Genomic DNA, 25,586 nt, shown 5'->3' with positions numbered 1-25,586 from the left:
CGGTTGTTAAAGCTCGTGAGTTTCGGTTAAGCGGCAGGGGCGGACTACCTTCTGAAGACATCACCCGACGTCACTTGCGCGTGGCGATCATCTCGCTCAGGTAATCGGGAGTACCTTCAGAAAAGCTCGCCCTGCGACGATACAATCCGCGGCGGCACAAACCGCGACGTATCCAAAACCGTATCCCAAGCCCGCTCCAATCCCGCCTTGCGCACCGCCACCTGCACCCGCTTGCGAATAATGTCCGCAAACACCCCCTGCCCGCGCATCCGCGTCGCAAAGTTGGCGTCGTAATCCTTCCCACCATTCATCTGCTGGATCAGCCTGATGATGTGCGCCGCTCGATCCGGGTAGGCAAGCCACAATGTAATGCCTGCTACTCCGTTCGCTACGAATGGCAAGGCTCGCGTTTCATGATGCCGTTGGCCAGGAAGAAGAAGCCGTAAACGGCGTTGTCGCCCGCTTTGTCTTTGATGGTGTACACACCGATCGGCTTCTTGTCCGTGCTGCCAGGGACGACCCACTTTAGCCCGCTGATCGCATGGATATGCAGGCCATCGCTGAGCATGCGGATATCCTCCGGAGTGGCCGCCGTCAGCTGAACGGGTGATTTTTCCTTGTCACCCAGCACCATGGTGTACTTGCCTGGACCGGTAGCGTCTACGCGAATGTTGAAGCGCTGGTCATCCGGCATACCTACCATGTCGAAGCAACCAACAAGCCCAACCGGGCTATTGCCGTTATCGAGCCGTTCCGAAACCGCGTGCTTTTCGCAAGGCGTTTCCTGGTAGGTAGTGGACGAGCCTAGCTTGCACTTGTAGATGCCGGCCTCGGCGGAAGGCGAGCCGGCTAATAACATGGCGACAAGGCATACCTTAGCCAAGCTCGCCACGAGCGCGGCAGCAAACGTTTTCCGAACCGGCATGAAACCCCCTGGTACGCACTCCCTTGTGCGAGCGGCATCATGCGTCGCCCCCGGGTGCCTTGTAAAGATCCGCGCCGCTGCTAGGCTTCATTCTCAAGGCATGAGCCTAAAAGGAATGGGGCAGGGATGAAACGAATGCATTGGCGGCTGCTTGCTGGCCTGGCTGTCGCGTGTGCCGTCTCTGGTTGCGGCAAGCCGCCCGCTCCGCCCGCGCCACCTAATCCAGGGGCCACTTTTCCGTTGCTCAACCCTGCGCGGGTCCGGTTCCTTGAAGTGATCCGCAGCACGCCCGCGCCCCTCAGAGTCTTCCAATGCAAGGTCGATGATCGTCAATCGCTGGACTTAGCCATGGGTATCCTCATGGAACACCCCACCGGTTGGCATGGCATTCACCACGAGCTCGACTCGGCGGACGGTGAAGTGACGTTCTACCAAGGGCCGGGTCAGCCCACGATGGTTCTATGGGTGTGGCCCGACCGCATCGGTGGCGGTATCAACTCGGACGGTGTTGTCCATGACCAGCTTTATCTGGAGCTCGATGCAGATTCGTTGAAAGATTTTCGGGACGCCATTGGTTTCGATCGCTGCGGTGGCTTCTAGGCCTTCCGCATATGGTGTCCTCACATTTCACAACCATCCAGAACCTGATGTTGGGGTGCGCAGCGCTCGATGCGGGGCTCATCTCTTTCCAAACCGTTCGGCGCCGGCGAACTGCTCGACGCCATTGCGCGGGCGTCTGGCATCAACAAGTCAGCAGCCTGAGTTTGGGGTCTACAGTCCCGGTGCGATTCGAAACACGATTGGACATGGGCTAGCAAGTCGGGTGGGGCTCGTCCGATTGCAACGTTTCCCACCGACCGGCGCCAGATATGGCGACCACAGTCGAACATATGAGCGACGGCGATGTTTCGCAGCACGCCACAAGGCTCCGAGACTTTTCTCGAAACCGCGCCACCCAGTGCTCGGCATCAGTGTTGGAAGATCCCGACGTGGTTCATTCAAAAAAGCTCGCCTTGCGGGGAAGCGACGCGCGGCGGAATGAACTGCGACGTATCCAACACGGTGTCCCAGGCCCGATCCAATCCTGCCTTCCGGGTCGCCACCTGCACCCGCTTCCGGATGATGTCCGCGAACACCCCCTGCCCTCGCATCCGCGTCGCAAAGTTCGAGTCGTAATCCTTCCCACCATTCATCTGCTGGATCAGGCTGATGATGTGGGTAGCACGATCGGGATAATGCAGCTCAAGCCATTCGCGGAAGAGCTGCTTCAGTTCATGCGGTAACCGAATGCACGTGTAACCAATCGAATTCGCACCGTTAACCGCAGCGCGCTCGATAATCCCTTCCACGTCCTTCTCGTTCAACGCGGGAATGATCGGCGCAACGAGCACACCAACCGGCACGCCTGCATCGTGAAGAGCCTTTACCGCCTGCAGTCGGCGGTGTGGTGCCGATGCGCGCGGCTCCAGCTTCGATGCCAGTTTGTTATCCAGCGAGTTGATCGAGATGAATACTTGGACGAGGTTACGCTCGGCCATCGGCGCGAGGATGTCCAGGTCGCGTTCGATCAGTGCGTTCTTCGTGACGATGGTACACGGATGATTACACTCGTTGAGGAGAGCCAACGCGGCACGTGTCAGGCGCCATCGTTTTTCGATCGGCTGGTATACATCTGTATTGCTACCGATATTTATCGGCTTACATACATAGCTTCGTTTCGACAGTTCGCTGCGGAGGATTTCCTCCAGGTTGGTCTTGGCGAACAGCTTGGTCTCGAAGTCGAGCCCAGGCGAAAGGTTGAGGTAGGCGTGCGAGGGACGCGCATAGCAATAGATGCAGCCATGCTCGCAGCCACGGTAGGGATTGGTCGCCTGCTCGAAACCGACGTCCGGCGAATCGTTCCGCGTGATGACGCTGCGCGCCAGTTCCTCGCGCACTTCGGTGGCGGGCCGGCTTTCGTCTTCTTCGCGGTGCCAGCCGTCGTCCTCGGCCTGGAAGCGTGTGGATTCGAAGCGGCCTTCCGGATTCGAGGCGGCGCCGCGGCCCTTGTGCCGGCGAATCATGGGGATCGGGTCTGACATTGTACAAATGTACGACCTTCCCGTCTCAAATGACGCGATACGGCGACGACAGGGCCAAGGCCGAGCGTGAATGCGACAAGAAACCCCTCGTGGGCGGGTGCTCCAATCGACGCCCATCGTCGGCCGACGTGCCGCGATGCCCGTCCCCCAAAGGAGATCCATCCATGTTGCACCGCTCGCTACTCCGTATCGCCATGCTGGCTACCCTCGCTGCCAGCCCGGCGGCCTTCGCCGCCGACAAACCCACCGTCGTCCTCGTGCATGGTGCCTTCGCCGACGCCTCCAGCTGGAACGGCGTCGTCGAACAACTGCATAAGGACGGCTACACCGTGGTCGCCGCGGCGAACCCGCTGCGCAGCGTGAAGACCGACGCCGCGTATATCGCCGATGTCGTGAAGGGCATCAAGGCGCCCGTCGTGCTGGTCGGCCATTCCTACGGTGGCTCGGTGATCACCGAGGCTGCCGAGGGGCAGGACAACGTAAAGGCCCTGGTCTACGTTTCCGCGTTCTCGCCGGAAGTGGGTGAAACCGCCGCCGGCCTCTCGGGCAAGTTCCCGGGCAGCACGCTCGGTCCCGCCCTGGCGCCGCCGGTCGATCTGTCCAATGGCGACAAGGATCTTTACGTGCAGCAGGACAAGTTCCCGGCGCAGTTCGCCGGTGACGTCCCGCTCAAGCAGGCCACCGTGATGGCCGCGGAGCAGCGTCCGATCACCGCGGCGGCCTTGAACGAGGCGGAGACCGCGGCGGCGTGGAAGCACATCCCGTCGTGGCACATCTACGGCGACTCGGACAAGAACATTCCGCCTGCATCGATGGCTTTCATGGCCGAGCGCGCGAAGTCGAAGAAGACCATCGTGGTGAAGGGCGCTTCGCACGTCGTGATGATCTCGCACCCGAAGGACGTGGCCAGCCTGATCGAGAAGGCCGCCAAGGGCGACTGAGCGATGTAAAAAAGAGCCGGCGGCCTCGCGGCCGCCGGCTTCCATCACTGACGATGCATCGTGGCTCAATGCTCCAGCGGGATATCCTTCGTTTCGCGGACGAAGAACAACCCGACGATGAAGGTCATCAACGCCACGGCCACCGGATACCAGAGCCCGTAGTAGATGTCGCCCTTCCAGGCCACCAGCATGAAGCCGATGGTCGGTACGAAGCCACCGAACCAGCCATTGCCGATGTGGTACGGGAGGCTCATCGAGGTGTAGCGGATACGCGTCGGGAACATCTCCACCAGCCACGCGGCGATCGGGCCGTAGACCATCGTCACGTAGAGCACGAGGATCGCCAGCAGCAACACCAGCATCGGGTAGTTCGACTGCGCCGGGTCGGCCTTTTCCGGATAACCGGCCGCCTTGACCTGCGCCGCCACCTTCGCGGTGAACTCCTTGCTCTGCGCGGTGAACGCCGCCTTGTCCAGGCCGGTGCCTTCGAACGACTCGATCACATCGTCGCCGATCTTCACCGTGGCCAGCGTGCCCGCCGGTGCTTCCGCGTTGCTATACGGAATGCCCTTCTTGGCCAGAACGCTCTTGGCGACATCGCACGAGCTGGTGAAGGTCTTCTTGCCGACGGGATCGAACTGGAACGTGCAGGCGTTCGGATCGGCGGTGACCACCACCGGCGCCGAGGCGGCGGCGGCTTCCACGGCGGGGTTGCCGAAGTGGGTAAGGCCCTTGAAGATCGGGAACATCGTCAGGGCCGCGATCAGGCAACCGGCCAGCACGATGGTCTTGCGGCCGATCTTGTCGGATAGCCAACCGAAGAAGACGAAGAACGGTGTGCCGATGAGCAGCGCGGCAGCGATCAACAGGTTCGCCGTGGTGCCGTCGATCTTCAGGCTCTGGGTCAGGAAGTAGAGCGAATAGAACTGGCCCGTGTACCAGACCACCGCCTGGCCGGCGGTGGCGCCGAGCAGGGCGAAGATCACCAGCTTCAGGTTCTTCCACTGGCCGAAAGCTTCGGTAAGCGGCGCCTTTGACTGCTTGCCCTCTGCCTTCATCTGCTTGAACACCGGCGACTCTTGCAACTGCAACCGGATGTACACCGACACACCCACCAGCACCGCCGAGATCAGGAACGGGATGCGCCAGCCCCAGGCTTCGAACTGTTCGGTACCCAGGCCAAGACGCGTGCCGAGGATCACCAGCAGCGACAGGAACAAGCCGAAGGTCGCGGTGATCTGGATGAAGCTGGTGTACAGGCCACGCTTGCCCTGTGGCGCATGCTCCGCGACATAGGTCGCCGCACCACCGTATTCGCCGCCCAGCGCCAGGCCTTGCAGCAATCGCAGCAGGATGAGCAGGACGGGCGCGAGGACACCCATCGTCGAATACCCGGGTAGCACGCCGACCAGGAAGGTCGAGGTACCCATGATGACGATGGTGATCAGGAACGTGTACTTGCGTCCGATGAGGTCGCCGACGCGACCGAACACGATCGCGCCGAACGGGCGCACCGCGAAACCGGCGGCGAAGGCGAGCAGCGCGAAGATGAACTGGCTGGTCTCGTTCAGGCCGGTGAAGAACTGCTTGCCGATGATCGCGGCAAGCGAACCATAAAGGTAGAAGTCATACCACTCGAAAACCGTGCCCAGGCTGGACGCGAAGATCACGCGCTTGTGGCTGGTTCCAATCGTGCCGTCGGCTCGAAGGCCGCCTGCGGTAGTCGCCATATCGGTCTCCAATCAGAACCGGTAGTTGCCGTTGAGGGTGAACTCGTTCGCCGAGGTCTTCTGCCGGCCGAGGCCATTGGTCGTGGTCGAATCGAGATTGGAATGGATCCATTCCACGCTGAGGTCGTACGAGCCGGCGGTGTATTGCAGGCTGAGTGCCTGCTGGCGGTTCTTCAGCAAACCGGCCGTATTCGGCGCGCGCCAGCGCAGCACATCGCCCTCGTCGGGCTTGCTGGCCGAGGCGAAGCCGTAGACGCTCCAGTTCGGCGTGAACTTGTAGCCGACCTGGAGGTAACCGCCCTTGTCCTTGATGTCGCCGAACTGCGAGAGGTCGCCGAAGATCTGGCCGATCGCATTACCCGTGTAGAGCGCGCTCTTCACGATGAAGTTGCCCGGCATCCACATGCCACCCACTTCGAACGCCGTGCTCTTGATGTTGCTCTTGATCGGCGTGATCACCGTGCCGTCCACGCCGTGCAGGTCCATCTTGCTGTAGTGGCCGGCGGCGAAGGCCTGCCAGTTGCTGCCCTTCGCCGTGATCCTCGCTTCGACCTGCGGCTTGAAGCCGGCATTGCCCGCCGTGAGGTAGTTCGTGGTCAGGCCAGGACCGTTCCAGCTGCCTTCGAGCACGGCGAGGTCGAAACGCCACTTGGTACCCGTCGAACCGTGGTTGAGGTCCTGCATCCAGATGACACCCGGATAGCGCCAACCGATGACGCCGGTGCCATAGCCCAGCGGGAAGGCGATATGCGAGAGGGACTGCGGGATATAGTCGAGCGGGAACATGAGGTCCCACATCTGGCCCACGCGAAACGTGGTACCCGTGTTCGCGTTGGTGATGTCCATGTATGCCTGGCGCAGGCGTGGCGTCGGCTGCTGCTGGCTGTAAGGACCGGTGCCGTTGAAGCCGCCGAAGAAATCCATCTCGATGCGGCCGCCGCCGCCCCAGTTCTCGGTGAACTTGGCGCCGGTGAAGTCGAGCCAGAAGCGTGTATTGCGCACGTCCACGCCGCTGAGCGAATCGTTCACGCGGCCGCCCTGGCCCGGGATCGGGTATTCGGCGTTGGCGCCGTTACCGAAGGTGTATCCCTTGCTCTGGGTGAACGCATTGGCGTTGATGAAGCCGTGCAGCGCCACGGACACGCCGGGCGCCGAGGTGAACGTGGGCTTGGCCGGTACCGCGGCCACGGTCTTCTCGACCTTGGCGACCTTGTCGTCGGTCTGTTGTGCCTGCGTCTGCGCGGCTTGCGCCGTGGCCGTGGCCTGCGTGGTGGCGGCCTTCTGCTCCTGGATCATGGCCTTCAGCTCGGCGAGCTGCTGCTCGAGCTGGTTCACCCTGGACTCGAGTTCCGCTTCGCGGCTCGACGCCTTCTTCGACTTGGACTGGGCGTGGGCCGTGTCCGGCACCGCCGCCATGGGCAGCATGAGGGCACAGGCCACACTCAGGGCGATGGCCTTGCGGCCACCGGAACGGATCGTCTTCATCATGGTCTCCCCAACCATTGGCGAGCCGAGCATGTGACACACCCGGGTGGGGTGCCATTCGCCAAAGGTCGAACCTCGACCAAAGTCGTAGCGGAGTCGCAGCTTTATGTTGCGCCGCGAGGCTAAACTTCGGGCATAGCCCCACGCACCCTCGTCTTCAGGAGCAAGCATGTCCGATATCCATCCGGTCGATCCCGCCTTCGCCGCCCAGGCGCGCGTCCGCAAGGGCGACTATGAGCGCATGTACGCGCGTTCCATCCAGGACCCCGAGGGTTTCTGGAAGGAAATGAGCGAACGGCTGGACTGGATCGTGCCGCCGGCGAAGATCAAGGACGTGTCCTTCGACCCCAGCGACCTGCATATCCGCTGGTACGAAGACGGCCAGCTCAACGTCTCGGCCAACTGCCTCGACCGCCACCTCGATCGGCGCGGCGACAAGACGGCCATCATTTTCGAAGGCGACGATCCGGGCGAGTCGCGCAGCATCACCTACCGGGAGCTGCACGCCGAGGTATGCAAGTTCGCCAACACGCTGAAGAACCTGGGCGTGACCAAGGGCGATCGCGTGGTGATCTACCTTCCGATGATCCCCGAGGCGGCCGTGGCCATGCTCGCGTGCGCGCGCATCGGCGCGGTGCACTCCGTGGTGTTCGGCGGCTTCTCGCCCGATTCCCTGGCCAGCCGCATCGCCGATTCCGGCGCCAAGCTGATCGTCACCGCCGACGAAGGCTGCCGCGGCGGCAAGAAGATCCCGCTCAAGGCCAACGTCGACGAGTCGTTGACCCGGCCACGCACCAACAGCGTGGAAACCGTGATCGTGGTGCGCCGCACCGGCGGCGCCATCAACCTGCAGTCGCCTCGCGACCGCTGGTACCACACGCTGATGGAAGGACAGTCCGCCGATTGCGCCTACGAGCCCATGAACGCGGAAGATCCACTGTTCACTCTTTATACCTCCGGCTCCACCGGCCAGCCCAAGGGTGTGCTGCACACCAGCGGCGGCTACCTCGTCTATACCAGCCTCACGCACGAACTGACCTTCGACCTGCGCGAGGACGATATCTACTGGTGCACGGCCGACGTGGGCTGGATCACCGGTCATAGCTACGTCGTCTACGGCCCGCTGGCCAACGGCGCCACCGTGGTCATGTTCGACGGCGTACCGAACTACCCGGACTTCAGCCGCTTCTGGCAGGTGGTCGACAAGCACAAGGTCACGCTCTTCTACACCGCGCCCACCGCCATCCGCGCGTTGATGCGCGAGGGCGATGCACCGGTGAAGAAGACCTCGCGCAAGAGCCTGCGCCTGCTCGGTACGGTGGGCGAGCCGATCAATCCCGAGGCATGGAACTGGTACTACCGCGTGGTGGGCGAAGAGCGCTGCCCGATCGTGGACACGTGGTGGCAGACGGAAACCGGCGGCTTCCTCATCACGCCGTTCCCCGGCGCGACCGACCTGAAGCCGGGATCGGCGACGCTGCCGTTCTTCGGCATCGTGCCGGCCATCGTCGATGCCGAGGGCCGGCCGCAGGAAGGCGCATGCAGCGGCAACCTGGTGATCACGGACTCGTGGCCGGGGCAGATGCGCACCGTGTATGGCGATCACCAACGTTTCATCGATACCTATTTCAAGACCTACCCGGGCAACTACTTCACCGGCGACGGCGCACGCCGCGACGAGGATGGCTACTACTGGATCACCGGCCGCGTGGACGACGTGATCAATGTTTCCGGCCACCGCATCGGTACCGCCGAGGTGGAAAGCGCGCTCGTGGCGCATCCGAAAGTGGCGGAGGCGGCCGTGGTCGGTTGCCCGCACGACATCAAGGGCCAGGGCATCTATGCCTTCGTCACCCTCAATGCGGGTGAAACGGGCAGCGACGAGCTGGTCAAGGAATTGATCGCCGGCGTGCGCAAGGAGATCGGTCCCATCGCGGCACCCGATTACCTGCAATGGGCGCCGGGCCTGCCCAAGACACGATCGGGCAAGATCATGCGCCGCATCTTGCGCAAGATCGCGGAGAACCAGCCCGATCAACTGGGCGACGTGTCCACGCTGGCGGACCCGGGCGTGGTGAAGAACCTCGTGGAAGAACGGTTGATCAAGTAGCCCATGTCCGATGTACTGATCGCAGACGACCATCCGCTGTTCCGCGACGCGTTGCAGCGTGCGGTGCTGGCGGCGTTGCCGGACGCCACCGTGCACACTGCCGACAGCGTACCGGCGCTGTTCGCCCTGATCGAATCCCTGCCCGACGCGGACCTGTTGTTGATGGACCTGCACATGCCGGGAGCCCGGGGTTACTCGGCGCTCGCGCATATTCGCGGACAGTATCCCGGGTTGCCGACGATCGTCGTGTCCGGGCATGAGGAAGGGCAGATCGCCCGGCGGGCGCTTGCACATGGCGCATCCGCGTACATTCCGAAGTCGGCGGCGGTGGAGCAGATCGTCGAGGCGGTGCGCGCCGTTCTCGATGGCGATGTATGGCTACCGCACCAGCTGGTCGGTGGCAGCGTGGAACTGAAGGCGGACGAGGCGGACGTGGCCGCCCGCGTGGCGACGCTCACTCCGCAGCAGTTCCGCGTGCTCACGATGATCGCGGAAGGTTTGCTCAACAAGCAGATCGCCTACGACCTGGGCGTGTCCGAGGCGACGGTGAAGGCGCATATGACGGCGATCATGCGCAAGCTGGGTGTCTCGAATCGCACGCAGGTGGCGCTGGCGGCAAGCCATCTCGACGTGGAGAAGGAAGCCTTCCCGGGCGTTTCCCAGGAAGGTTGATTCAGGCGGCGTGCGTGCCGGTTCGTTTCGCCAGTGCGACCAGCAAGGCGCGAAGCGCGGCGGGGCGCACCGGCTTGTGCAACAGGGGATAGCCCAGCGTGCGTGCACGCTGCTTGAGTTCCGTGCTGCCATCCGCCGTGACCATCGCCGCCGGTGGCATCGGCGTGATCTTCGTGCCCAGCAGGTGCAGCGCCTCCAGCCCGTCCATCTCGTCACCGAGATGATAGTCGGCGAGGATCAGGTCGACGTGCGTCGTGGAAAGGATCTCCATCGCCGTGTCGACGTCCACCGCGAGGCGGCAATCGACACCCCAGCGCCCGAGTAGCGCACGCATCCCTTCGAGGATGGTCTCGTCGTTGTCCAGGCAGAGCACGGTGAGCGGCAACTGCTCGCCACCACCCGGGCGTACGACGGCGGGAGCACGTTTGCGCGACACCGCTTCGGTACGCGGCACGGAGATGCTGAAGCAGCTGCCATGTCCCACGCGCGAACGCAGGCCCAAGGGGTGACCGAGAATCCCCGCGAGGCGGTCGCAGATCGAGAGCCCCAGGCCGAGGCCTTTTTCGCCCCAGGGCGAAGGACGTTCCAGTCGCTGGAACTCGCCGAAGATCCGCGCCTGCTGTTCGTCGGCGATACCCGGGCCGCTGTCCCATACTTCGATGCGTACCTGCTCGCCGCGGCGGCGAACACCCAGGACGACGCCACCGGCGCGCGTATAGCGCAAGGCGTTGGAAAGGAAGTTCGCCACGATGCGACGCAACAGCTGTGCATCGGTGCGTACGGATAGCGAGGTCGGCACGACGTGCAGGGTCAGTCCACGCTGCTCGGCGACCACGGCGAACTGTTGTCGCAATGAATCGAACAGGTCGGCCAGCGCGAAGGGGGCGATTTCCGGGCGATAGCTGCCGGCATCGAGTCGCGACACATCGAGCAAGGCATCGAGCAAGTCTTCCGCCGCGCGGAACGAGGCATCGATACGCTCCGCGAGTTGGGCCGCTTCGCTATCGAGTCCCGGGTGTTGTCGAAGTGCCGACGTGAAGAGGCGCGCGGCATTCAGGGGTTGGAGAAGGTCGTGGCTGGCCGCGGCGAGGAAGCGCGTTTTCGACGCGTTGGCCGCTTCCGCCTCACGGCGCGCGATCGCCGTCGCGGTCAAGGCTTCGGACAGTTCCGCCGTGCGCACGTCCACGCGCTGTTCGAGCGTTTCGTTCGCGTCGATCAAAGCCTGCTCGACCGACTTGTACGCCGTGACATCGGTGAAGGTCGTCACGAAGCCGCCACCGGGCAAGGCACGTCCACGCATTTCGATCACGGTGCCGTCCGGCCGCACGCGCTGGAACACATGGGGTGAACCGGCGCGCATGTAGCGGATGCGCTTGGCCACGTGCTCGTCCACCTCGCCGGGACCGCACTCACCATGTTCGGCGTTCCAGCGGATCAGGTCGGCGACGGGCAGGCCGACGTAGACCATGCCTTCCGGGTAATCGAAGAGTTCCAGGTAGCGGCGGTTCCACGCAACCAGTCGCATCTCGCCGTCGACCACGCTGATCCCTTGCGAGACATTCTCCAGCGTCGTCGACAACAGTTCGCGGTTGAAGCGCAGTTCCTGCGATGCCTCGTCCATGAGGGCCATGGCTTCCGCGATGTCCAGGCCCGTGCCGGACAAGGCACCCATGAGGATGCGCCGCGCACTGGCCGCGCCCACGGCACTGGCGAGTAGGCGTTCGGTGAACTGGATGAGCGGACGGTCGGCGGAGTCGGTAGGGGAGAGCGTTACGCCGTGGCGCTGGCCATATTCGTTGAATGCACGCACCGTCACCCGGTCGCCGACGATGCGGCCGGCGATCGTGCCCAGGTCGCGCACGGTCACGCGGCCACGCCAGTCGCCCGCGCCGGTGGCGCTGCGCACGAAGGGATCGACGAAGAGTGCCGCGTGCAAGCGTTCGGCGACGCTTGGGCGGAAACGCAGCGAGATGAAGATGAGGCAACCGACGTTGAACAACAGCGACCAGAACGTTCCGTGCGTGACGGACTCCCAACCGGATAGGTGGAACAACTCGGTCGGCTTCAGCCAGCCGATACCGAAGGGGCCATCGTCCATCCATGCGGGATGCAACCACCCCGCGCGCGTCATCGCGGGAAGCAGCAAGGTGTATGCCCAGACGATGAAACCCGCCAACAACCCGACATACACGCCGACACGGCTCGCGCCACGCCAGTACAGCGCCGAGACGATGGCGGGTGCGAATTGCGCGACCGCCGCGAACGAGAGCAGGCCTGTGGCAGCAAGGTTTTCCGCATCCGCGATCACGCGGTAGTACATGTAGGCTAAGCCCGCCAGCGCCACGATGGCGATGCGGCGAACGAGCAACACGATATTCGACAGGTCGCCACGCCGTTCCAGGTCGAGGCGCTTCACGCGCAGCAAGGCCGGCATCACCAGGTCGTTGCTGATCATGGTCGCCAGCGCGACGGCTGCGACGATGACCATGCCGGTGGCGGCGGAGAATCCTCCGACAAAGGCGAGCAAGGCCATGCCGTCGTCGCCGAGTGCGATCGGCAGGTTCAGTACCCAGGCATCCACGTGACCCTGCGTCACCTGCGGCAGGTGGAGACCTGCGCTGACGATCGGCAGCACGGCCACCGAGATCAGGACCATGTAGATCGGAAAGAACCAGCGCGCACGGCGCAGGTCGCGCGGGTCCTCACACTCGACGACGCCGATCTGGAATTGCCGAGGCAGGCAGAACATGGCGCAGAAGGCGAGCAGGGTCTGCGCGACGAAGCCCGGTGGCATGCTGCCTTTCTCCACCTGGAGCATCGGCGCGCGCATGGTTTCGACGATGCCCGGTCCGTGCAGATAGGCGTAGATGCCGATGGCGACGAAGGCCAGCAGCTTCACCAGGGATTCCACCGCCACAGCGAGCATCATGCCATGGTGATGTTCCGTGGCATCGATGTTGCGGGTGCCGAACAGGATGGCGAAGACGGCGAGAAGGGCGGCGCACCACAGCGCGGTATCCCCGAACCACCATGCGGTACTACCCGAACCCAGCACGGAGAACGACATCGCCACGGCTTTGAACTGCAACGCTATGTACGGAATGATCGCGACCACGGCGATAATGGCGACAAGCGCGGCGAGACCGTGCGACTTACCGAAACGTGCGGCGATGAAATCGGCGATCGAGGTGATGTTGCGCTCGCGAGCCACGAGCACCAGCCGTTCGAGCAGGCCGAAGCCCAGGACGAAGAGAAGCAGGGGTCCAAGGTAGATCGGCAGGTAGGACAATCCGGAGCGCGCGGCGGTACCGACTGCGCCATAGAACGTCCACGAGGAGCAGTACACCGCCAACGCCAGGCTGTAGACGACGGGCCGCAACTTCGGCTGTCTCGGATACAGCGGGCGGCGATCACCCACATAAGCGATCGCGAAGAGCAGGCCCACATAGAGCAGCGACACCAGCAGCAAAAGCCAGCCTGCGATCACAAATGGCGCTCCCCGTATGGCACGGGCTCATTCTAGGGCCTGATGGCTGCGTGGTGCAGATCCGTTCCGTCATGAACCCGCTTGCCCCAAGCCTCCATTCAAAGCACGATCAGCCGAATGAGCGACGTCCCGCCCACCGTACCCGTTCTGGATCGCGATGAAATCCACGTCTGGCGCACCCGCTGGTCCGGCGGTGCCGGCGAAGTGGCGTTCGCCAGCCTGCTCGCCGCCTATGCGGGCGTTGGCGCGCCGCCCATCGAACGCGGCGAACACGGAAAACCCCGGTTTCCGCCCCCCTTCGACACCTTGGGCTTCAACTGGTCGCACAGCGGCGATACCGCCGTGTTGGCGGTAGGACGTGGGCCGACGGGTTTCGAAGTGGGCGTGGATGTCGAAACCGTGCGTCCGCGCGCCCGCGCGCTGGAGCTGTCCAAGCGATTCTTCGCACCGGATGAGACGGCCACGCTCGAAGCGTTACCCGACGCGGACCGCCTGGCTGGCTTCCTTTCCTTGTGGACGGCCAAGGAAGCCGTGTTGAAAGCGCATGGCGGCGGGCTTTCCTACGGTCTGCACCGCGTATCGTTCAGTTTGTCGGCCGGCGGCGTCATGCCAGCCCATTTCGAAGGCGACGTGGGGCCGGCATCCGGATGGCGCATTCAGCCACTCGCCCTGGGTGAGGGCCTGGTTTCTTCCGTGGCCTGGCGCGGTCATGAACGGCACGTTCGCGTCTTCACATTTCCGCTTTGAACCTTTTCCCCGCGGGCCGTGTCTGATTCAACGTGTGTGTGACCGTGGAGTGCGCCACAGGGATGTGGCGAGTTATGCTGGGATGACAGTCATTACGCACGTTGCAATGGCGGCGTGCGTTTTTTTATGGACCGTCGATGACCCTACTCAGCGTCAACCTCAACAAGATCGCCGTGCTGCGCAACTCCCGCGGTGGCGATGAACCCGATATCGCTACCGCGGCCAACACCTGCATCGACGCGGGTTGCGGCGGTCTCACCGTGCACCCGCGCCCCGACATGCGCCATGTCACGCCCGACGATGTGCGCACCCTGGCCGGACTGCTCCGCGGCCGCGTCGAGTACAACATCGAAGGCAATCCCTTCGCCGGGCCGCGTGGCGCCTATCCCGGCCTGATCGAACTCGCCCGCGAAGTGAGACCGACCCAGGTCACCCTGGTGCCGGATGGAGACGGCCAGATCACCTCCGATCACGGTTTCGATCTCACCAAGGACATCGAGCTGCTCAAGCCGATGGTCGCCGCGTTCCGCGAACTCGGTTGCCGGGTCAGCGTGTTCGTCGACGCGGGAGGCGAGGGCTTCGCGCAGGCGAAAGCGATCGGCATCCAGCGTATCGAGCTTTACACAGGCCCTTACGCGGCCGCTTTCGCGAAAGGCGATGCACGCGCGGAACTCGCCTCGTTCGTGGATACCGCCACGCGTGCCCAACAGGCGGGGCTCGCGGTGAACGCAGGTCATGACCTCAGCCAGGCAAACCTCGGCACGTTCAAGTCGGCCATCCCTGGTCTTGCCGAGGTATCGATCGGCCATGCCTTGATTGGTGAAGCGTTGTACCAGGGCTTGGCCAACACCGTGCGCGCGTACCTCGACATCCTTTCCTGATCGCGCGCTCCAAAAAAAACCCCGCCGGGAGGCGGGGTTTTCGGTGTTACCGGACGACCGTTGCGATCAGTTGTTGACGAAACCGATCTTGGTCAGGCCCTGGCCCTTCGCGTCGGAGAGCACGCGTGCCACGACCTCGTACTGAACCGCGTCATCCGCGTCGATCTGCAGTTCCGGCTGGTTCGACTGCTGGGCGATCACCGCGATCTGAGCCTTGAGGCCCAGCTCGTCGACCGGTGTGTCGTTCCAGTACAGCGAGCCATCCTGGCGAATCTGCAGCCGGACGGGATCCGGCGGATTCTCTGGGTTGACGATGTTCGGGTTCGGCTGCGGCAGATCGATCTTGATCTTATGCGACAGCATCGGAGCCGTGATCATGAAGATGATCAGGAGCACCAGCATCACGTCGACGAGCGGCGTGACGTTGATGTCCGACATCGGGCCACCGGAGTTGCCTGAGCTGAATGCCATGGTTCGTTACTCCTTGCCAGTCGACATGAAGCCGACGTGGACCATGCCGGCATCCTTGGCGTCGCCAAGGATCTTCTTTACCACCCTGTATTCGGTGGTGCGGTCCGCACGGATCTGGAGTTCCGGTTGCGGCGACTTCGCCGCCGCAACCGCGAACTGGGCCTTCAGTTCAGCCTCGCTGACTTCACCGTCATTGAGGAAGTACGTACCGTCCGGCTTGACCGCGAGATCCATCGGTTCGACCGGGGTGTCATCCTTAACGTTCGGATTAGCCTTCGGCAGATCGATCTGGACCTTATGGGACATCAGAGGTGCCGTGATCATGAAGATGATCAGCAGAACCAGCATCACGTCGACGAGCGGCGTGACGTTGATTTCCGACATCGGACCGCCACTGTTGCCCCCGCTGCTCATAGCCATGGGTCAGTTCCTCACTTCTTGGCAGGTGCGACCGGCGCGTTGCCTTCGACGCGTGCGCCGGTGGCGAAGAAGTCGTGCAGGTCATGCGCGAATTCGTCGAACTGGGCGTACGTCAGGCGGTTCGAACGCATGAAGAAGTTGTACGCGAGCACGGCCGGGATAGCGGTGAACAGACCGAACGCGGTCATGATCAGCGCCTCACCGACGGGGCCGGCGACCTTGTCCATCGAAGCGGAGCCCGAAGCGGCGATACCGATCAGCGCGTGGTAGATACCCCACACCGTACCGAGAAGACCGATGAACGGAGCCGACGAACCGACCGTGGCGAGCAGGGTCAGGCCGCCTTCCAGACGCAGGCTCTCGCGAGCCACGGCCTGGCGCAGGGCGCGGTCGATGAATTCCGAACGCGACAGCGTCTCGGCGAGGCGACCACCGGCAGCGGCCTGGTGGTGAGCGACGGCCGAAGCGGCGTCGAGAGCGATCTTCGAGAACGGTTCGCCCTTCGGCTGCTCTTCGAGCATGCGAATGGCTTCCTGCGTCGACGGGGTGTTCCAGAAACCCTGGATGACCTTGTCGGCGCGCGCACGCACCATGCTGTTACGGATGAAGTTGGCGACGATGAAGTACCACGAGAGCACGGACATCGCGACCAGCACCACGAACACGATCCAACCGAGGAAGTCGAAGTTGTGGATCAGGTGGTCGAAGCCCATCTGCTTGAGGGCGTCGGCGTTGGAGTTTTGACCTGGATTAGCAGGCTGAGCGGAGGTGTCTTGCAACATAACGCTACCCTTGGGGAAATCAAACATTAACGGAGCAGTAAGTGAAAGGAGAACTTACAGCTGGTTTAGGTTGAACGTAACGGGGACACGTGCATAGCCTTCGACGGCCTGACCGCCTCGCTTGCCCGGGTTGAATCGCCAGTTCCTTGCCGCATCCTGCGCTGCCTTGTCCAGTTCGCGGAAACCGCTGGACTGATCGATCTGGATGTCTTTCGGTGCACCGTCGACACCCACGAGGACCAGAAGTACCACCGTACCTTCATGCCGCTGGCGAACCGCCTGCGGCGGATACTTTGGCGGATTACGCTGACGGTACGACAGATTCTCGCTAGGTGCGATGTCGGCCGGCGGTGCTGGCGGCGCGGGAGGCGCCGGCGGCGGTGCCGGAACAGCATTCGTGCTCGCCTCGTCGACAGCCGGCGGCGGTGGGGCCGGCGGCGGAGGTGTCGGCGGCGGCTTCACCTGTTGGATGATTTTCGGCGGCGGCTGCTTGGGGGGTTCCGGCGGCGGCGGCGGAGGAGGCGGGGGCGGCGGCGGCGGTTCGATGAAATCGACCTGTACCACCTTCTCTTTCTGCTTTTCCTGCGACTTGGGCGGCGCCATGGGCGCGACCAGCAGCAGGAAGGCAAACGAGTGCAGTGCAATGGCTACTGCCAACGCACTTGTGCGCCCCCAACTGAACGGCGCTTGGCCGGTTGATTCGTTACTTGAGGCCATCAGTCACTATCAAGAGCTAATCAAGCGGAAGTGAGCCCGCACTGCTCTTCCGGCGCTCGGCGTGTTGACATTGCCGAAAACGCAGGTTTCTGCAAGCGGAAAGATATGCAAGTTACACCAGCATATGGTGTTTGTATAGACACCTGAAGGGAGGATTTACGGCTGTTCACAAGCCCCCCTTCTGGGACTTTACAAGCACTTACTTGCCAGTACCTGCGGTTTTCAACCAGGCGTTGGCCTTGGCAGACGTTTCCGGGTCCTGCGCTGCCTGTTTCATGGCGGCGATGGCACCCGGCTTGTTCTTCAGACCACGCTCGGCTTCCGCGAGCACCATGTAGGCTTGACCCTTATGTTGCACACCCTTGCTGATGGCGTCCGTCGCGGCCTTCTTGGCCTCGCCGTACTTGTTTTCCTGTAGCTGGAGGCGCGCGACGCTCAACGTCACCTCGCCATCCTTCGCGAGCGGCGCAGCCTTCTGATAGGCGGCCAGCGCAGCCTTCATATTGCCGCCAGTGATCGCGGCATCGCCCTGGAGCTTGTAGACCTCGGCGCTGGGCTTCACGACGCCCTTGGCAAGACCGTCCTCGAGCACCTGGCCAGCCTTCGCGGCATTGGCTTCCTGGCGGTCGGTGTGGTCCTGGCCGTCGATCAGGTAGACCTTGGCGAGGTTCACGTACTGCTTCTCGTCCTTGAACGCACCGGCGGCACGACCCTTCTCCATCAGCGAGATCGCTTCCGGATACTTCTGCGCCTGGATCAAGGCCGAGGCGGCGTTGTTCAGCGCGGTGGGGTCGTTCGGATTCTTGGCCAGTTCGGCGGCGGCGAGGTCGGCGGCCTTGTCACCCTGGCCGGTCTCGGCATAGCTGGCGGCGAGGATCTGGTCCCACGAACCCTGCGGCTTGGCGTCCGGCATGGACTTGGCCTTGGTGATCGCGGCGATCGCTTCCGGATACTTCTCGAGGCGGTAATCGATGTTGCCTTCGAGGCCGTACGAGTCGGCGGTTTCCTTCTTGCCTTCGGTACGCCATTCCTGCAGTGCCTGCAGTGCGGGGGCGTACTGCTCGTCGGCGACGAGGAACTGCACGTACATGTACTTGAGCTGGAAGTAGGTGTCGTTCGGCATGACGCCGATATCGAGCGCCTGCTTCAGCGTGGTGATCGCACCCTTCACGTCACCGTCGTTGTACTTGAGGTTGGCGATGCCCTGGAGCGCGAGCGCCTGTGCGTACTTGCTGCTCGTGCCCGAACCGTCGGCCAGCGGCTGCAGGATCTGCAGCGCCTTGTCCTTCTCGCCATTGTTGGCGGCATCAAGGCCCTCGTTGATGGCCTTCTGGTCTTTCTCGCTCTTGAGGTCGAGCTTGGGCTCCGTGCGGGTGGCATTCGGATACAGCGCTTCTTTCTTTTCCTTGGAAGCGGTATCGCGAGCAACCGCGGCGCCACTGACAAGGGAAAGTGCGATCGCGGTAGCGAGCGCCATCTTGATGAAGGAACCCTGTTTCATTGACTGACCTCTGTTGAAGGAGTCGTCGCACAGTGACGTGCTCCGGGGGACTACAGAGGTTAACCCGATTCGATTCCTAAGAACAAGTCGCAGTGCAAGAAAAAATTCCAAACAAAACAATCACTTGTTAGAAGAATGTTGGGACTTACAGATTTATAGGTAAAAGGTTGCCTTGAAAACGGCATTTTCATCCCCGTTACGTGGAAATGTGACGGAGCACAAAAAACGCCCGGTCGTTGCCGACCGGGCGTTCCTGTCCCTTCCACTGCGTGGTAGAGCGTCTTCAGATGTCCAGGTTGGCGACCTTGAGCGCGTTCGCCTCGATGAAATCGCGGCGGGGTTCCACCGCCTCGCCCATCAGCATCGAGAACATCTGGTCGGCCGCGACGGCATCTTCGATGCCCACCTGGAGCATGCGGCGCGTCTCCGGATTCACCGTGGTTTCCCATAGCTGCTCCGGATTCATTTCACCCAGGCCCTTGAAGCGCTGGATGGTGCGGCCTTTCTTGGCTTCGTCGAGCAGCCAGTTGCGCACCTCGGCGAAGCTGAGCACGCCCCGCGAGGCATTGCCACGACGCACCACCGCCCCGGGCTGCAGGCCCAGTTCGGCCAACTGTTGCGAAATGGACTGGATCGCGCGGAACTCGGTACCGCCGAAGAAGCTCTGCGGCATGATCCACGTATGGCTGAGGCCATGCTGCATGCGCTCGACCTCGATGGCCGCGCCTTGCTGCTCGTTGAGGGCCGGACGGAAACGCAAGGCATAGGTCGGCTTGCCCAGGCCGCTGGCACTGAGCCGCTTGGCGATACCGTCGAGCCATGCCTGCATGCTTGCCGGATCGGACCACAAGCCCTCGTTCATGGGCACATGCTCGATCATCGCCGTGAGGGTCACGGTGTCGAAGCGGTGGCTGAGGCGCGCGATCTGGTCGAGCGAGGCCTGGTAGTCGCGCAACAGCTTCTCGAGGGTCACCCCATCGATGCCAGGAGCACCCTCTTCCGGCGTCAGCGATGCGTTGTCCACCGCGCTGGCGATCAGGTATTCGTTGAGGACGGTGTCGTCCTTGATGTACATCTCCTGCTTGCCCTGCTTCACCTTGTACAGCGGCGGCAGGCCGATGTAGACGTGCCCGCGCTCGATCAGCTCGGGCATCTGGCGGTAGAAGAAGGTGAGCAGGAGCGTGCGGATGTGCGAGCCGTCCACGTCCGCGTCGGTCATGATGATGATGCGGTGGTAGCGCAGCTTGTCCGGGTTGTATTCGTCCTTGCCGATTCCCGTGCCCAGCGCGGTGATCAAGGTGCCGACTTCGGCGGACGAGATCATCTTGTCGAAGCGGGCCTTTTCCACGTTGAGGATCTTGCCCTTCAACGGCAGCACGGCCTGCGTCCGACGATTACGGCCTTGCTTGGCCGAGCCACCGGCGGAATCACCCTCGACCAGGAACAGTTCGGACAATGCCGGGTCCTTCTCCTGGCAGTCGGCGAGCTTGCCTGGCAGGCCCGCGATGTCGAGCGCGCCCTTGCGACGGGTCATCTCGCGAGCCTTGCGGGCCGCTTCGCGGGCGCGCGCGGCGTCAACCGCCTTGGAGGCGATGTTGCGGCTTTCAGCCGGATGTTCGAGAAGGAACTCGGCGAGTTTCTCGTTGATGACTTGCTCTACCGCCGTCTTCACCTCGCTGGAGACCAGCTTGTCCTTGGTCTGCGACGAGAACTTCGGGTCTGGCACCTTCACCGAAAGGACGGCGATCATGCCTTCGCGCATGTCGTCGCCAGACAGGCCGACCTTGGCATTCTTCGCCAGGCCTTCCTTCTCGATATAGTTCTGCAGCGTACGCGTCAACGCGGCGCGGAAGCCCGTGAGATGGGTGCCGCCGTCGCGCTGCGGGATGTTGTTGGTGAAGCAGAACATCGTTTCCTGGTACGCGTCCGTCCACTGCATCGCCAGTTCGACGGTGATGCCATCGATCTGCGAGCTGAAGCTGATGACGGTCGGGTGCAGCGCGGTCTTCAGCTGCGCCAGGTGCTGCACGAAGGACCTGATGCCGCCTTCGTACGCGAAGATGTCCTTGCGCTCGTTGCGCTCGTCGACCAGCTCGATCGTGACGCCCGAGTTGAGGAAGGCCAGCTCGCGCAGGCGCTTCGCCAGGATGTCGTAGTGGAATTCGATGTTGTTGGTGAACGTCGCCGGGCTGGGCAGGAAACGCACCATGGTGCCGCGGCGGCTCGTATCACCGGTGACGGCGATAGGTGCGACGGGTTCACCGTGGGCGTATTCCTGGCGATGTTCCTTGCCTTCGCGCCAGATGGTCAGCCAGAGCCTGGAGCTGAGCGCATTGACCACCGAAACGCCGACGCCGTGGAGACCACCGGAGACCTTGTACGAGTTCGCATCGAACTTGCCACCCGCATGGAGCACGGTCATGACCACTTCGGCGGTGGACCTGCCCTCTTCCGGATGGGTATCGACCGGAATGCCACGGCCGTTATCGGCCACGCTGACCGATCCATCCTGGTGGATGGTGACGGTGACGTAGTCGCAGTAGCCGGCAAGGGCTTCGTCGATAGCGTTATCGACGACTTCGAACACCATGTGGTGCAGACCCGTACCGTCGTCGGTGTCGCCGATGTACATGCCTGGACGCTTGCGGACGGCGTCCAGGCCCTTCAGGACCTTGATGCTGCCGGAGTCATAGGCGTTCGAATTCGTCGGATCGAGAGGTTCGTTCATGCGATGCCTGGTGATGGCGCCAGAGTGCGGTCCCGATGCGGCGCGGAAAAGCTTCGGGACAGTCGGTCGATTATAGCAAAGCCGTGACGGCACCCTGTTCCACGTGGAACATCGTGACGGACTGATCGGCAAGGGCAGACGGGATCTCGGTTCCCGTGATAAAGACCTGCGCATCGCGGCCCAGAAGCTGCGCGACAACCCACTCTTGATGGGTACGATCGAGCTCGGATGCAAGGTCGTCCAGGCAGACAACAGGCCATTCTCCGCGGATTTCAGCGTGGAGAGAGGCCTGCCCGAGCAGGCAGGCCAAGGCACATAGTTTTTCCTGCCCGCGGGAAAGGTGTTCGCGCAGCGGGGCATGTTCGAATGCGATGGAGAAGTCCGCGCGATGCGGTCCGACGGTCGTATGGCCCCGGGCCAGGTCGCGCATCCGTCGCTCGGCCAGGGTGGCGGCCAGGTCAGCCGCTTCGTCCCAACCGGGCCGATAGCGGACGGAGAGGTCGCCGAGTTCGGGGAGGACATTCCTGGTGAATGCCCGGATGTGAGGAATCAGCCGGTCCAGGTATCCCCGCCGGAAGACCGTTATGCCCTCTCCCGCCGCAGCCAACTCCGCTTCCCACGGCTCCAGGAGCCCCCCGTCCAGCGGACCGCCGGTCCGAAGCAGCGCATTCCTCTGTTTCAACGCCCGTTGATACCGGCGCCAATGGTTCACAAAAGCATGTTCCACGTGGAACAAACCCCAGTCCAGGAAGCGGCGGCGCTCATCCGAGGCGCCAGCGATCAGATCGTGCGATCCAGGCTCGAAGCACACCACGGCGCACTCCTGAACCAGCGCTCCAAGCGACGCGGCGGAATCGCCGTCGACACGGGCCTGCCAGCGCCCTCCTTCACGGCCCAGACCAAGCCGGCGTGTCCGGCCGTCCTCGGACCGCACCTCGGCAAAGACCGAAAGGACGTTCGCACCTCGCTTGAGCAGGACATCGCGGGAGCCCGCTCGAAACGAGCGGCCATGCGATAGCAGGTAGGCGGCCTCCAGCACGCTGGTTTTCCCGGCGCCGTTCGGGCCTACGAACACGTTGATCCCCGGTGCCGGCGTCAACGACACCGACTCCAGGCAACGCAAACCGGCGATCCGTAACGACTCGAACTTCATTCCCAGCCTTTTCCCATCCAAAACGAACGACGCCGGGGTGTCGAAGACATCCCCGGCGTCGTGGGCCGAACTTTAACGTGCCTGCCCGTCAGAGGCGAAGCGGCATCACCACATGGCGAGCTTCTTCGTTGCCCTCTTCCTGCAGGAGGCAACTCGACTGGGCGTCGCGCAGGTTGATGCGAACCTTGTCGCCTCGCAGCGCCCCAAGCGCGTCCAGCAGGTAACCCACGTTGAAGCCGACGGCGAGATCGTCGACGACGGTCTCCGCTTCGACTTCTTCCTGGGCTTCTTCCTGCTCGGGATTGTGCGCCACGATCTTGATACGACCCGGAGTGAGTTCGAGCTTCACGCCGCGGTACTTCTCGTTGGAAAGAATCGCTGCACGCTGTAACGCGCTGCGCAGCACGTCACGCTCGATCGTCGCCGTCTTGTCGGCACCGAGCGGAATCACCGCCTCGTAGTCCGGGAAGCGGCCGTCGATCAGCTTCGAGGTGAAAACGACTCCGCCGCGGCGTACACGCAGGTGGTTCCGACCGAACTCGAGTTCGACCGAACCCTCTCCAGCCTCGAAAAGGCCGATGAGTTCGTTCACGCCCTTGCGCGGGATGATGATCTGACGGCGGGCCGACACCGAGCTTTCAAGCTTGGTTTCCTTCAGCGCCAGGCGGTGGCCGTCGGTGGCCACGCAGCGCAGCGTGTGTTCCTGCAGATCCAGCAACATGCCGTTCAAGTAATAGCGCACGTCCTGGTTCGCCATGGCGAACGCGGTGCGATCCATCAGGTCGCGTAGAACTTCTTCCGGAAGCGTGACCTGTTCGACCAGTTCGATTTCATCGATGGTGGGAAATTCGCTGGATGGCAAGGTGGCCAAGGTGAAGCGGCTGCGGCCAGCATTGAGCGCGATGCGCTCGCCGTTCAACTTGATGTCGATCTTGGCGCCGTCGGGCAACGCACGAACGATGTCGAACAGCTTTCGCGCTGGAATCGTGATCTCGCCTTCCTGCACGCCATCGGCGGCGGTGGTGGCGATCATCTCCACTTCGAGGTCGGTGCCCGTGAAGGACACCTCGCTACCGGAGGCGCGCACCAGAAGGTTGGCCAGCACGGGCAGCGTCTGGCGGCGTTCCACCACGCCCACCACCTGCTGCAGGGGTTTGAGCAGTACTTCCCTCTGGATGCTGAATTGCATGCGTCCCCTACTCCTGCTTTTAAGTTTTTAAGATTTTATTAGTGGTAGTTGTAGGGCCGGTGGATATCTTGAGAAGTCTAAAAAATATCTATTATTCAAAGACTTGTTCAGAAATATCGACTGGCCTTAACACGCGGTTTCATGTGGGTGCCTTGTGGATAACTTCAGGCCTTGGAACCGTCCTCCATCCATCCACCTATTATCCACAGGTTCTCAGCCCGTCAATATACGGATGAGCTGCTCCCAGTCCTGGCGCATGCGCACGTCTTTTTCGCAGAAACCGCGAATCGTGCGGCAGGCGTGCAACACCGTCGTGTGGTCGCGGCCGCCAAAGGCTTCCCCGATCTCCGGCAGGCTGTGTTCGGTCAATTCCTTGGACAGGGCCATGGCCACCTGCCGCGGGCGTGCCAGGGAGCGCACACGCCGTTTGGAGAGCAGATCCGAAAGGCGCACCTGGTAGTAGTCCGCCACCGTCTTCTGGATGTTCGGCACGGTGACCGCTTGCGCGTGCGTGTTCAGCAGGTCGCGCAGGGTTTCCTCGGCGAAGTCGGTGGTGATCGGCTTGCGGTAGAAGTTGGCGCGGGCGGCGAGCGTATTGAGCGCGCCCTCGAGGTCGCGCACGTTCGAACGGATGCGCCGTGCGAGCAGCATCGCCACGTCCTCGGACACTTCCATGCCCTTGTCCGACGCCTTGGAGAGCAGGATGGCCGCGCGCGTCTCGAAGTCCGGCGGCTCGATCGCCACCGACAAGCCCCAGCCAAGGCGCGACTTCAACCGCGGCTCCAGCTTGTCGAGCTCCTTCGGATAGCGGTCGCAGGTGAGGATGATCTGCTGCTTCGCCTCGAACAATGCGTTGAAGGTATGGAAGAACTCTTCCTGTGTGGTGTCCTTGCCGGCGAAGAACTGGATGTCGTCGATCAACAGCGCATCCACCGAGCGGAAGCGGCGCTTGAAGTCGTCCATGTTCTTCTGTTGCAGTGCCTTCACCATGCCGCTGACGAACTGCTCCGAGCGCAGATACAGCACCTTGGCCCCCGGGTTGTTCTGCATCAGCAGATTGCCGGCGGCGTGCATGAGATGCGTCTTGCCGAGGCCGGTGCCGCCATACAGCAGCAGCGGGTTGTAGGCGCGGCCCGGGTTCATCGCCACCTGCATCGCCGCGGCCTTGCCCAACTGGTTCGACTTGCCTTCCACGAAGGTCTCGAACGTGTAGTGCGGGTCGAGGTTGTGTACGTGCGGAGGCTCCGGCGCCGCTTCCGGTGCGCGGGGCGATGCGGGTGCGGAAGCGTGCGTGGCCGAGGCCGGGCGCATGGGCGCCGGGCGGCCACCGGACGAACCGACTTCCAGGCGCACGGGCAGGGCACGGCCCGTCAGGTGTTCCACGATCGACTGGATTTTCACCAGGTATTGCTCGCGCACCGTATCCAGCGAATAGGGGTTTGGCGCGTACAGGAACAGGCCGGTCGGATCCTCCCGCGGCTGCAGGGGCATCAGCCAGGTATGGACATCCTCGGCGCTCAATTCGCCTTCAAGACGCTCGAGACAGCGTCTCCAGAGATCACTCAT

Annotated in this window: 21 protein-coding genes; 6 read left to right on the top strand and 15 right to left on the bottom strand. The window is 62.9% G+C overall.

Going from position 1 to position 25,586, the window contains the following annotated elements; translation table 11 throughout:
* Window positions 1-116: 116 nt before the first annotated feature.
* On the bottom strand, window positions 117-365 hold the full coding sequence (locus ACN9M2_RS00105) for a hypothetical protein (protein WP_426286173.1): 249 nt from the start codon (window positions 363-365) through the stop codon (window positions 117-119).
* A gap of 23 nt (window positions 366-388) precedes the next feature.
* Window positions 389-925, bottom strand: coding sequence for a hypothetical protein (locus ACN9M2_RS00100; RefSeq protein ID WP_426286172.1), 537 nt, complete (start codon window positions 923-925; stop codon window positions 389-391).
* Between the two features lie 126 nt (window positions 926-1,051).
* Here ACN9M2_RS00100 and ACN9M2_RS00095 point away from each other — a divergent pair, with 126 nt between their 5' ends.
* On the top strand, window positions 1,052-1,525 hold the full coding sequence (locus ACN9M2_RS00095) for a hypothetical protein (RefSeq protein ID WP_426286171.1): 474 nt from the start codon (window positions 1,052-1,054) through the stop codon (window positions 1,523-1,525).
* Between the two features lie 398 nt (window positions 1,526-1,923).
* Here the strand turns inward: ACN9M2_RS00095 and ACN9M2_RS00090 are convergent, their stop codons facing one another.
* Window positions 1,924-2,988, bottom strand: coding sequence for a PA0069 family radical SAM protein (locus tag ACN9M2_RS00090; protein ID WP_426286170.1), 1,065 nt, complete (start codon window positions 2,986-2,988; stop codon window positions 1,924-1,926).
* A gap of 182 nt (window positions 2,989-3,170) precedes the next feature.
* On the opposite strand from ACN9M2_RS00090, the gene ACN9M2_RS00085 reads away from it, so the two are divergent.
* Window positions 3,171-3,947, top strand: coding sequence for an alpha/beta fold hydrolase (locus tag ACN9M2_RS00085; RefSeq protein ID WP_426286169.1), 777 nt, complete (start codon window positions 3,171-3,173; stop codon window positions 3,945-3,947).
* A 65-nt stretch (window positions 3,948-4,012) separates the two neighbouring features.
* On the opposite strand, the gene ACN9M2_RS00080 is transcribed toward ACN9M2_RS00085, so the two are convergent.
* Both ACN9M2_RS00080 and ACN9M2_RS00075 read right to left on the bottom strand, forming a co-directional pair.
* On the bottom strand, window positions 4,013-5,677 hold the full coding sequence (locus tag ACN9M2_RS00080; protein WP_426286168.1) for an MFS transporter: 1,665 nt from the start codon (window positions 5,675-5,677) through the stop codon (window positions 4,013-4,015).
* Between the two features lie 12 nt (window positions 5,678-5,689).
* Window positions 5,690-7,165: a hypothetical protein gene (locus ACN9M2_RS00075; protein ID WP_426286167.1), complete on the bottom strand. Its 1,476-nt coding sequence runs from the start codon at window positions 7,163-7,165 to the stop codon at window positions 5,690-5,692.
* 166 nt (window positions 7,166-7,331) lie between these two features.
* Between ACN9M2_RS00075 and acs the strand changes: the two genes are divergently transcribed.
* Both acs and ACN9M2_RS00065 read left to right on the top strand, forming a co-directional pair.
* Complete coding sequence (gene acs, locus ACN9M2_RS00070) at window positions 7,332-9,272, top strand: acetate--CoA ligase (RefSeq protein ID WP_426286166.1); 1,941 nt, start codon at window positions 7,332-7,334, stop codon at window positions 9,270-9,272.
* A gap of 3 nt (window positions 9,273-9,275) precedes the next feature.
* Window positions 9,276-9,944 carry a response regulator transcription factor gene (locus tag ACN9M2_RS00065; protein ID WP_426286165.1) on the top strand — a complete coding sequence of 223 codons (669 nt, stop codon included), beginning with the start codon at window positions 9,276-9,278 and terminating at the stop codon, window positions 9,942-9,944.
* Window position 9,945: 1 nt separating this feature from the next.
* On the opposite strand, the gene ACN9M2_RS00060 is transcribed toward ACN9M2_RS00065, so the two are convergent.
* Window positions 9,946-13,431 (bottom strand): hybrid sensor histidine kinase/response regulator, encoded by a 3,486-nt coding sequence (locus tag ACN9M2_RS00060; RefSeq protein ID WP_426286164.1) that lies wholly within the window; start codon window positions 13,429-13,431, stop codon window positions 9,946-9,948.
* Between the two features lie 117 nt (window positions 13,432-13,548).
* On the opposite strand from ACN9M2_RS00060, the gene ACN9M2_RS00055 reads away from it, so the two are divergent.
* Together ACN9M2_RS00055 and ACN9M2_RS00050 are read left to right on the top strand one after the other, a co-directional pair.
* Window positions 13,549-14,178 (top strand): 4'-phosphopantetheinyl transferase family protein, encoded by a 630-nt coding sequence (locus ACN9M2_RS00055; protein WP_426286163.1) that lies wholly within the window; start codon window positions 13,549-13,551, stop codon window positions 14,176-14,178.
* 137 nt (window positions 14,179-14,315) lie between these two features.
* Window positions 14,316-15,059, top strand: a complete 744-nt coding sequence (locus ACN9M2_RS00050; protein WP_426286162.1) for a pyridoxine 5'-phosphate synthase — start codon at window positions 14,316-14,318, stop codon at window positions 15,057-15,059.
* 66 nt (window positions 15,060-15,125) lie between these two features.
* Here ACN9M2_RS00050 and ACN9M2_RS00045 read toward each other — a convergent pair whose 3' ends face one another.
* The 9 genes from ACN9M2_RS00045 to dnaA form a co-directional block, all read right to left on the bottom strand.
* Window positions 15,126-15,530, bottom strand: coding sequence for an ExbD/TolR family protein (locus ACN9M2_RS00045; RefSeq protein ID WP_306848550.1), 405 nt, complete (start codon window positions 15,528-15,530; stop codon window positions 15,126-15,128).
* Window positions 15,531-15,536: 6 nt separating this feature from the next.
* Entirely contained in the window at window positions 15,537-15,950 is a 414-nt protein-coding gene (locus ACN9M2_RS00040) for an ExbD/TolR family protein (protein WP_090058085.1), read from the bottom strand.
* 11 nt (window positions 15,951-15,961) lie between these two features.
* Window positions 15,962-16,732, bottom strand: coding sequence for a MotA/TolQ/ExbB proton channel family protein (locus tag ACN9M2_RS00035; protein WP_306848554.1), 771 nt, complete (start codon window positions 16,730-16,732; stop codon window positions 15,962-15,964).
* A 54-nt stretch (window positions 16,733-16,786) separates the two neighbouring features.
* Window positions 16,787-17,449 (bottom strand): energy transducer TonB, encoded by a 663-nt coding sequence (locus ACN9M2_RS00030; protein ID WP_426286161.1) that lies wholly within the window; start codon window positions 17,447-17,449, stop codon window positions 16,787-16,789.
* A gap of 199 nt (window positions 17,450-17,648) precedes the next feature.
* A complete protein-coding gene (locus tag ACN9M2_RS00025; RefSeq protein ID WP_306848558.1) occupies window positions 17,649-18,950 on the bottom strand; it encodes a tetratricopeptide repeat protein in 1,302 nt (433 codons plus the stop codon).
* Between the two features lie 283 nt (window positions 18,951-19,233).
* Window positions 19,234-21,678: a DNA topoisomerase (ATP-hydrolyzing) subunit B gene (gyrB, locus tag ACN9M2_RS00020; protein ID WP_426286160.1), complete on the bottom strand. Its 2,445-nt coding sequence runs from the start codon at window positions 21,676-21,678 to the stop codon at window positions 19,234-19,236.
* Between the two features lie 70 nt (window positions 21,679-21,748).
* A complete protein-coding gene (recF, locus tag ACN9M2_RS00015) occupies window positions 21,749-22,831 on the bottom strand; it encodes a DNA replication/repair protein RecF (protein WP_426286159.1) in 1,083 nt (360 codons plus the stop codon).
* An 88-nt stretch (window positions 22,832-22,919) separates the two neighbouring features.
* A complete protein-coding gene (gene dnaN / locus ACN9M2_RS00010) occupies window positions 22,920-24,020 on the bottom strand; it encodes a DNA polymerase III subunit beta (RefSeq protein WP_426286158.1) in 1,101 nt (366 codons plus the stop codon).
* A 213-nt stretch (window positions 24,021-24,233) separates the two neighbouring features.
* Window positions 24,234-25,586, bottom strand: coding sequence for a chromosomal replication initiator protein DnaA (dnaA, locus tag ACN9M2_RS00005; RefSeq protein WP_426286157.1), 1,353 nt, complete (start codon window positions 25,584-25,586; stop codon window positions 24,234-24,236).

This window comes from Luteibacter sp. E-22 (assembly GCF_049913125.1).
Taxonomy (GTDB): domain Bacteria; phylum Pseudomonadota; class Gammaproteobacteria; order Xanthomonadales; family Rhodanobacteraceae; genus Luteibacter.
Note: the sequence above shows the minus strand (reverse complement) of the source record. Positions and strands in the feature narration are given on the sequence as shown.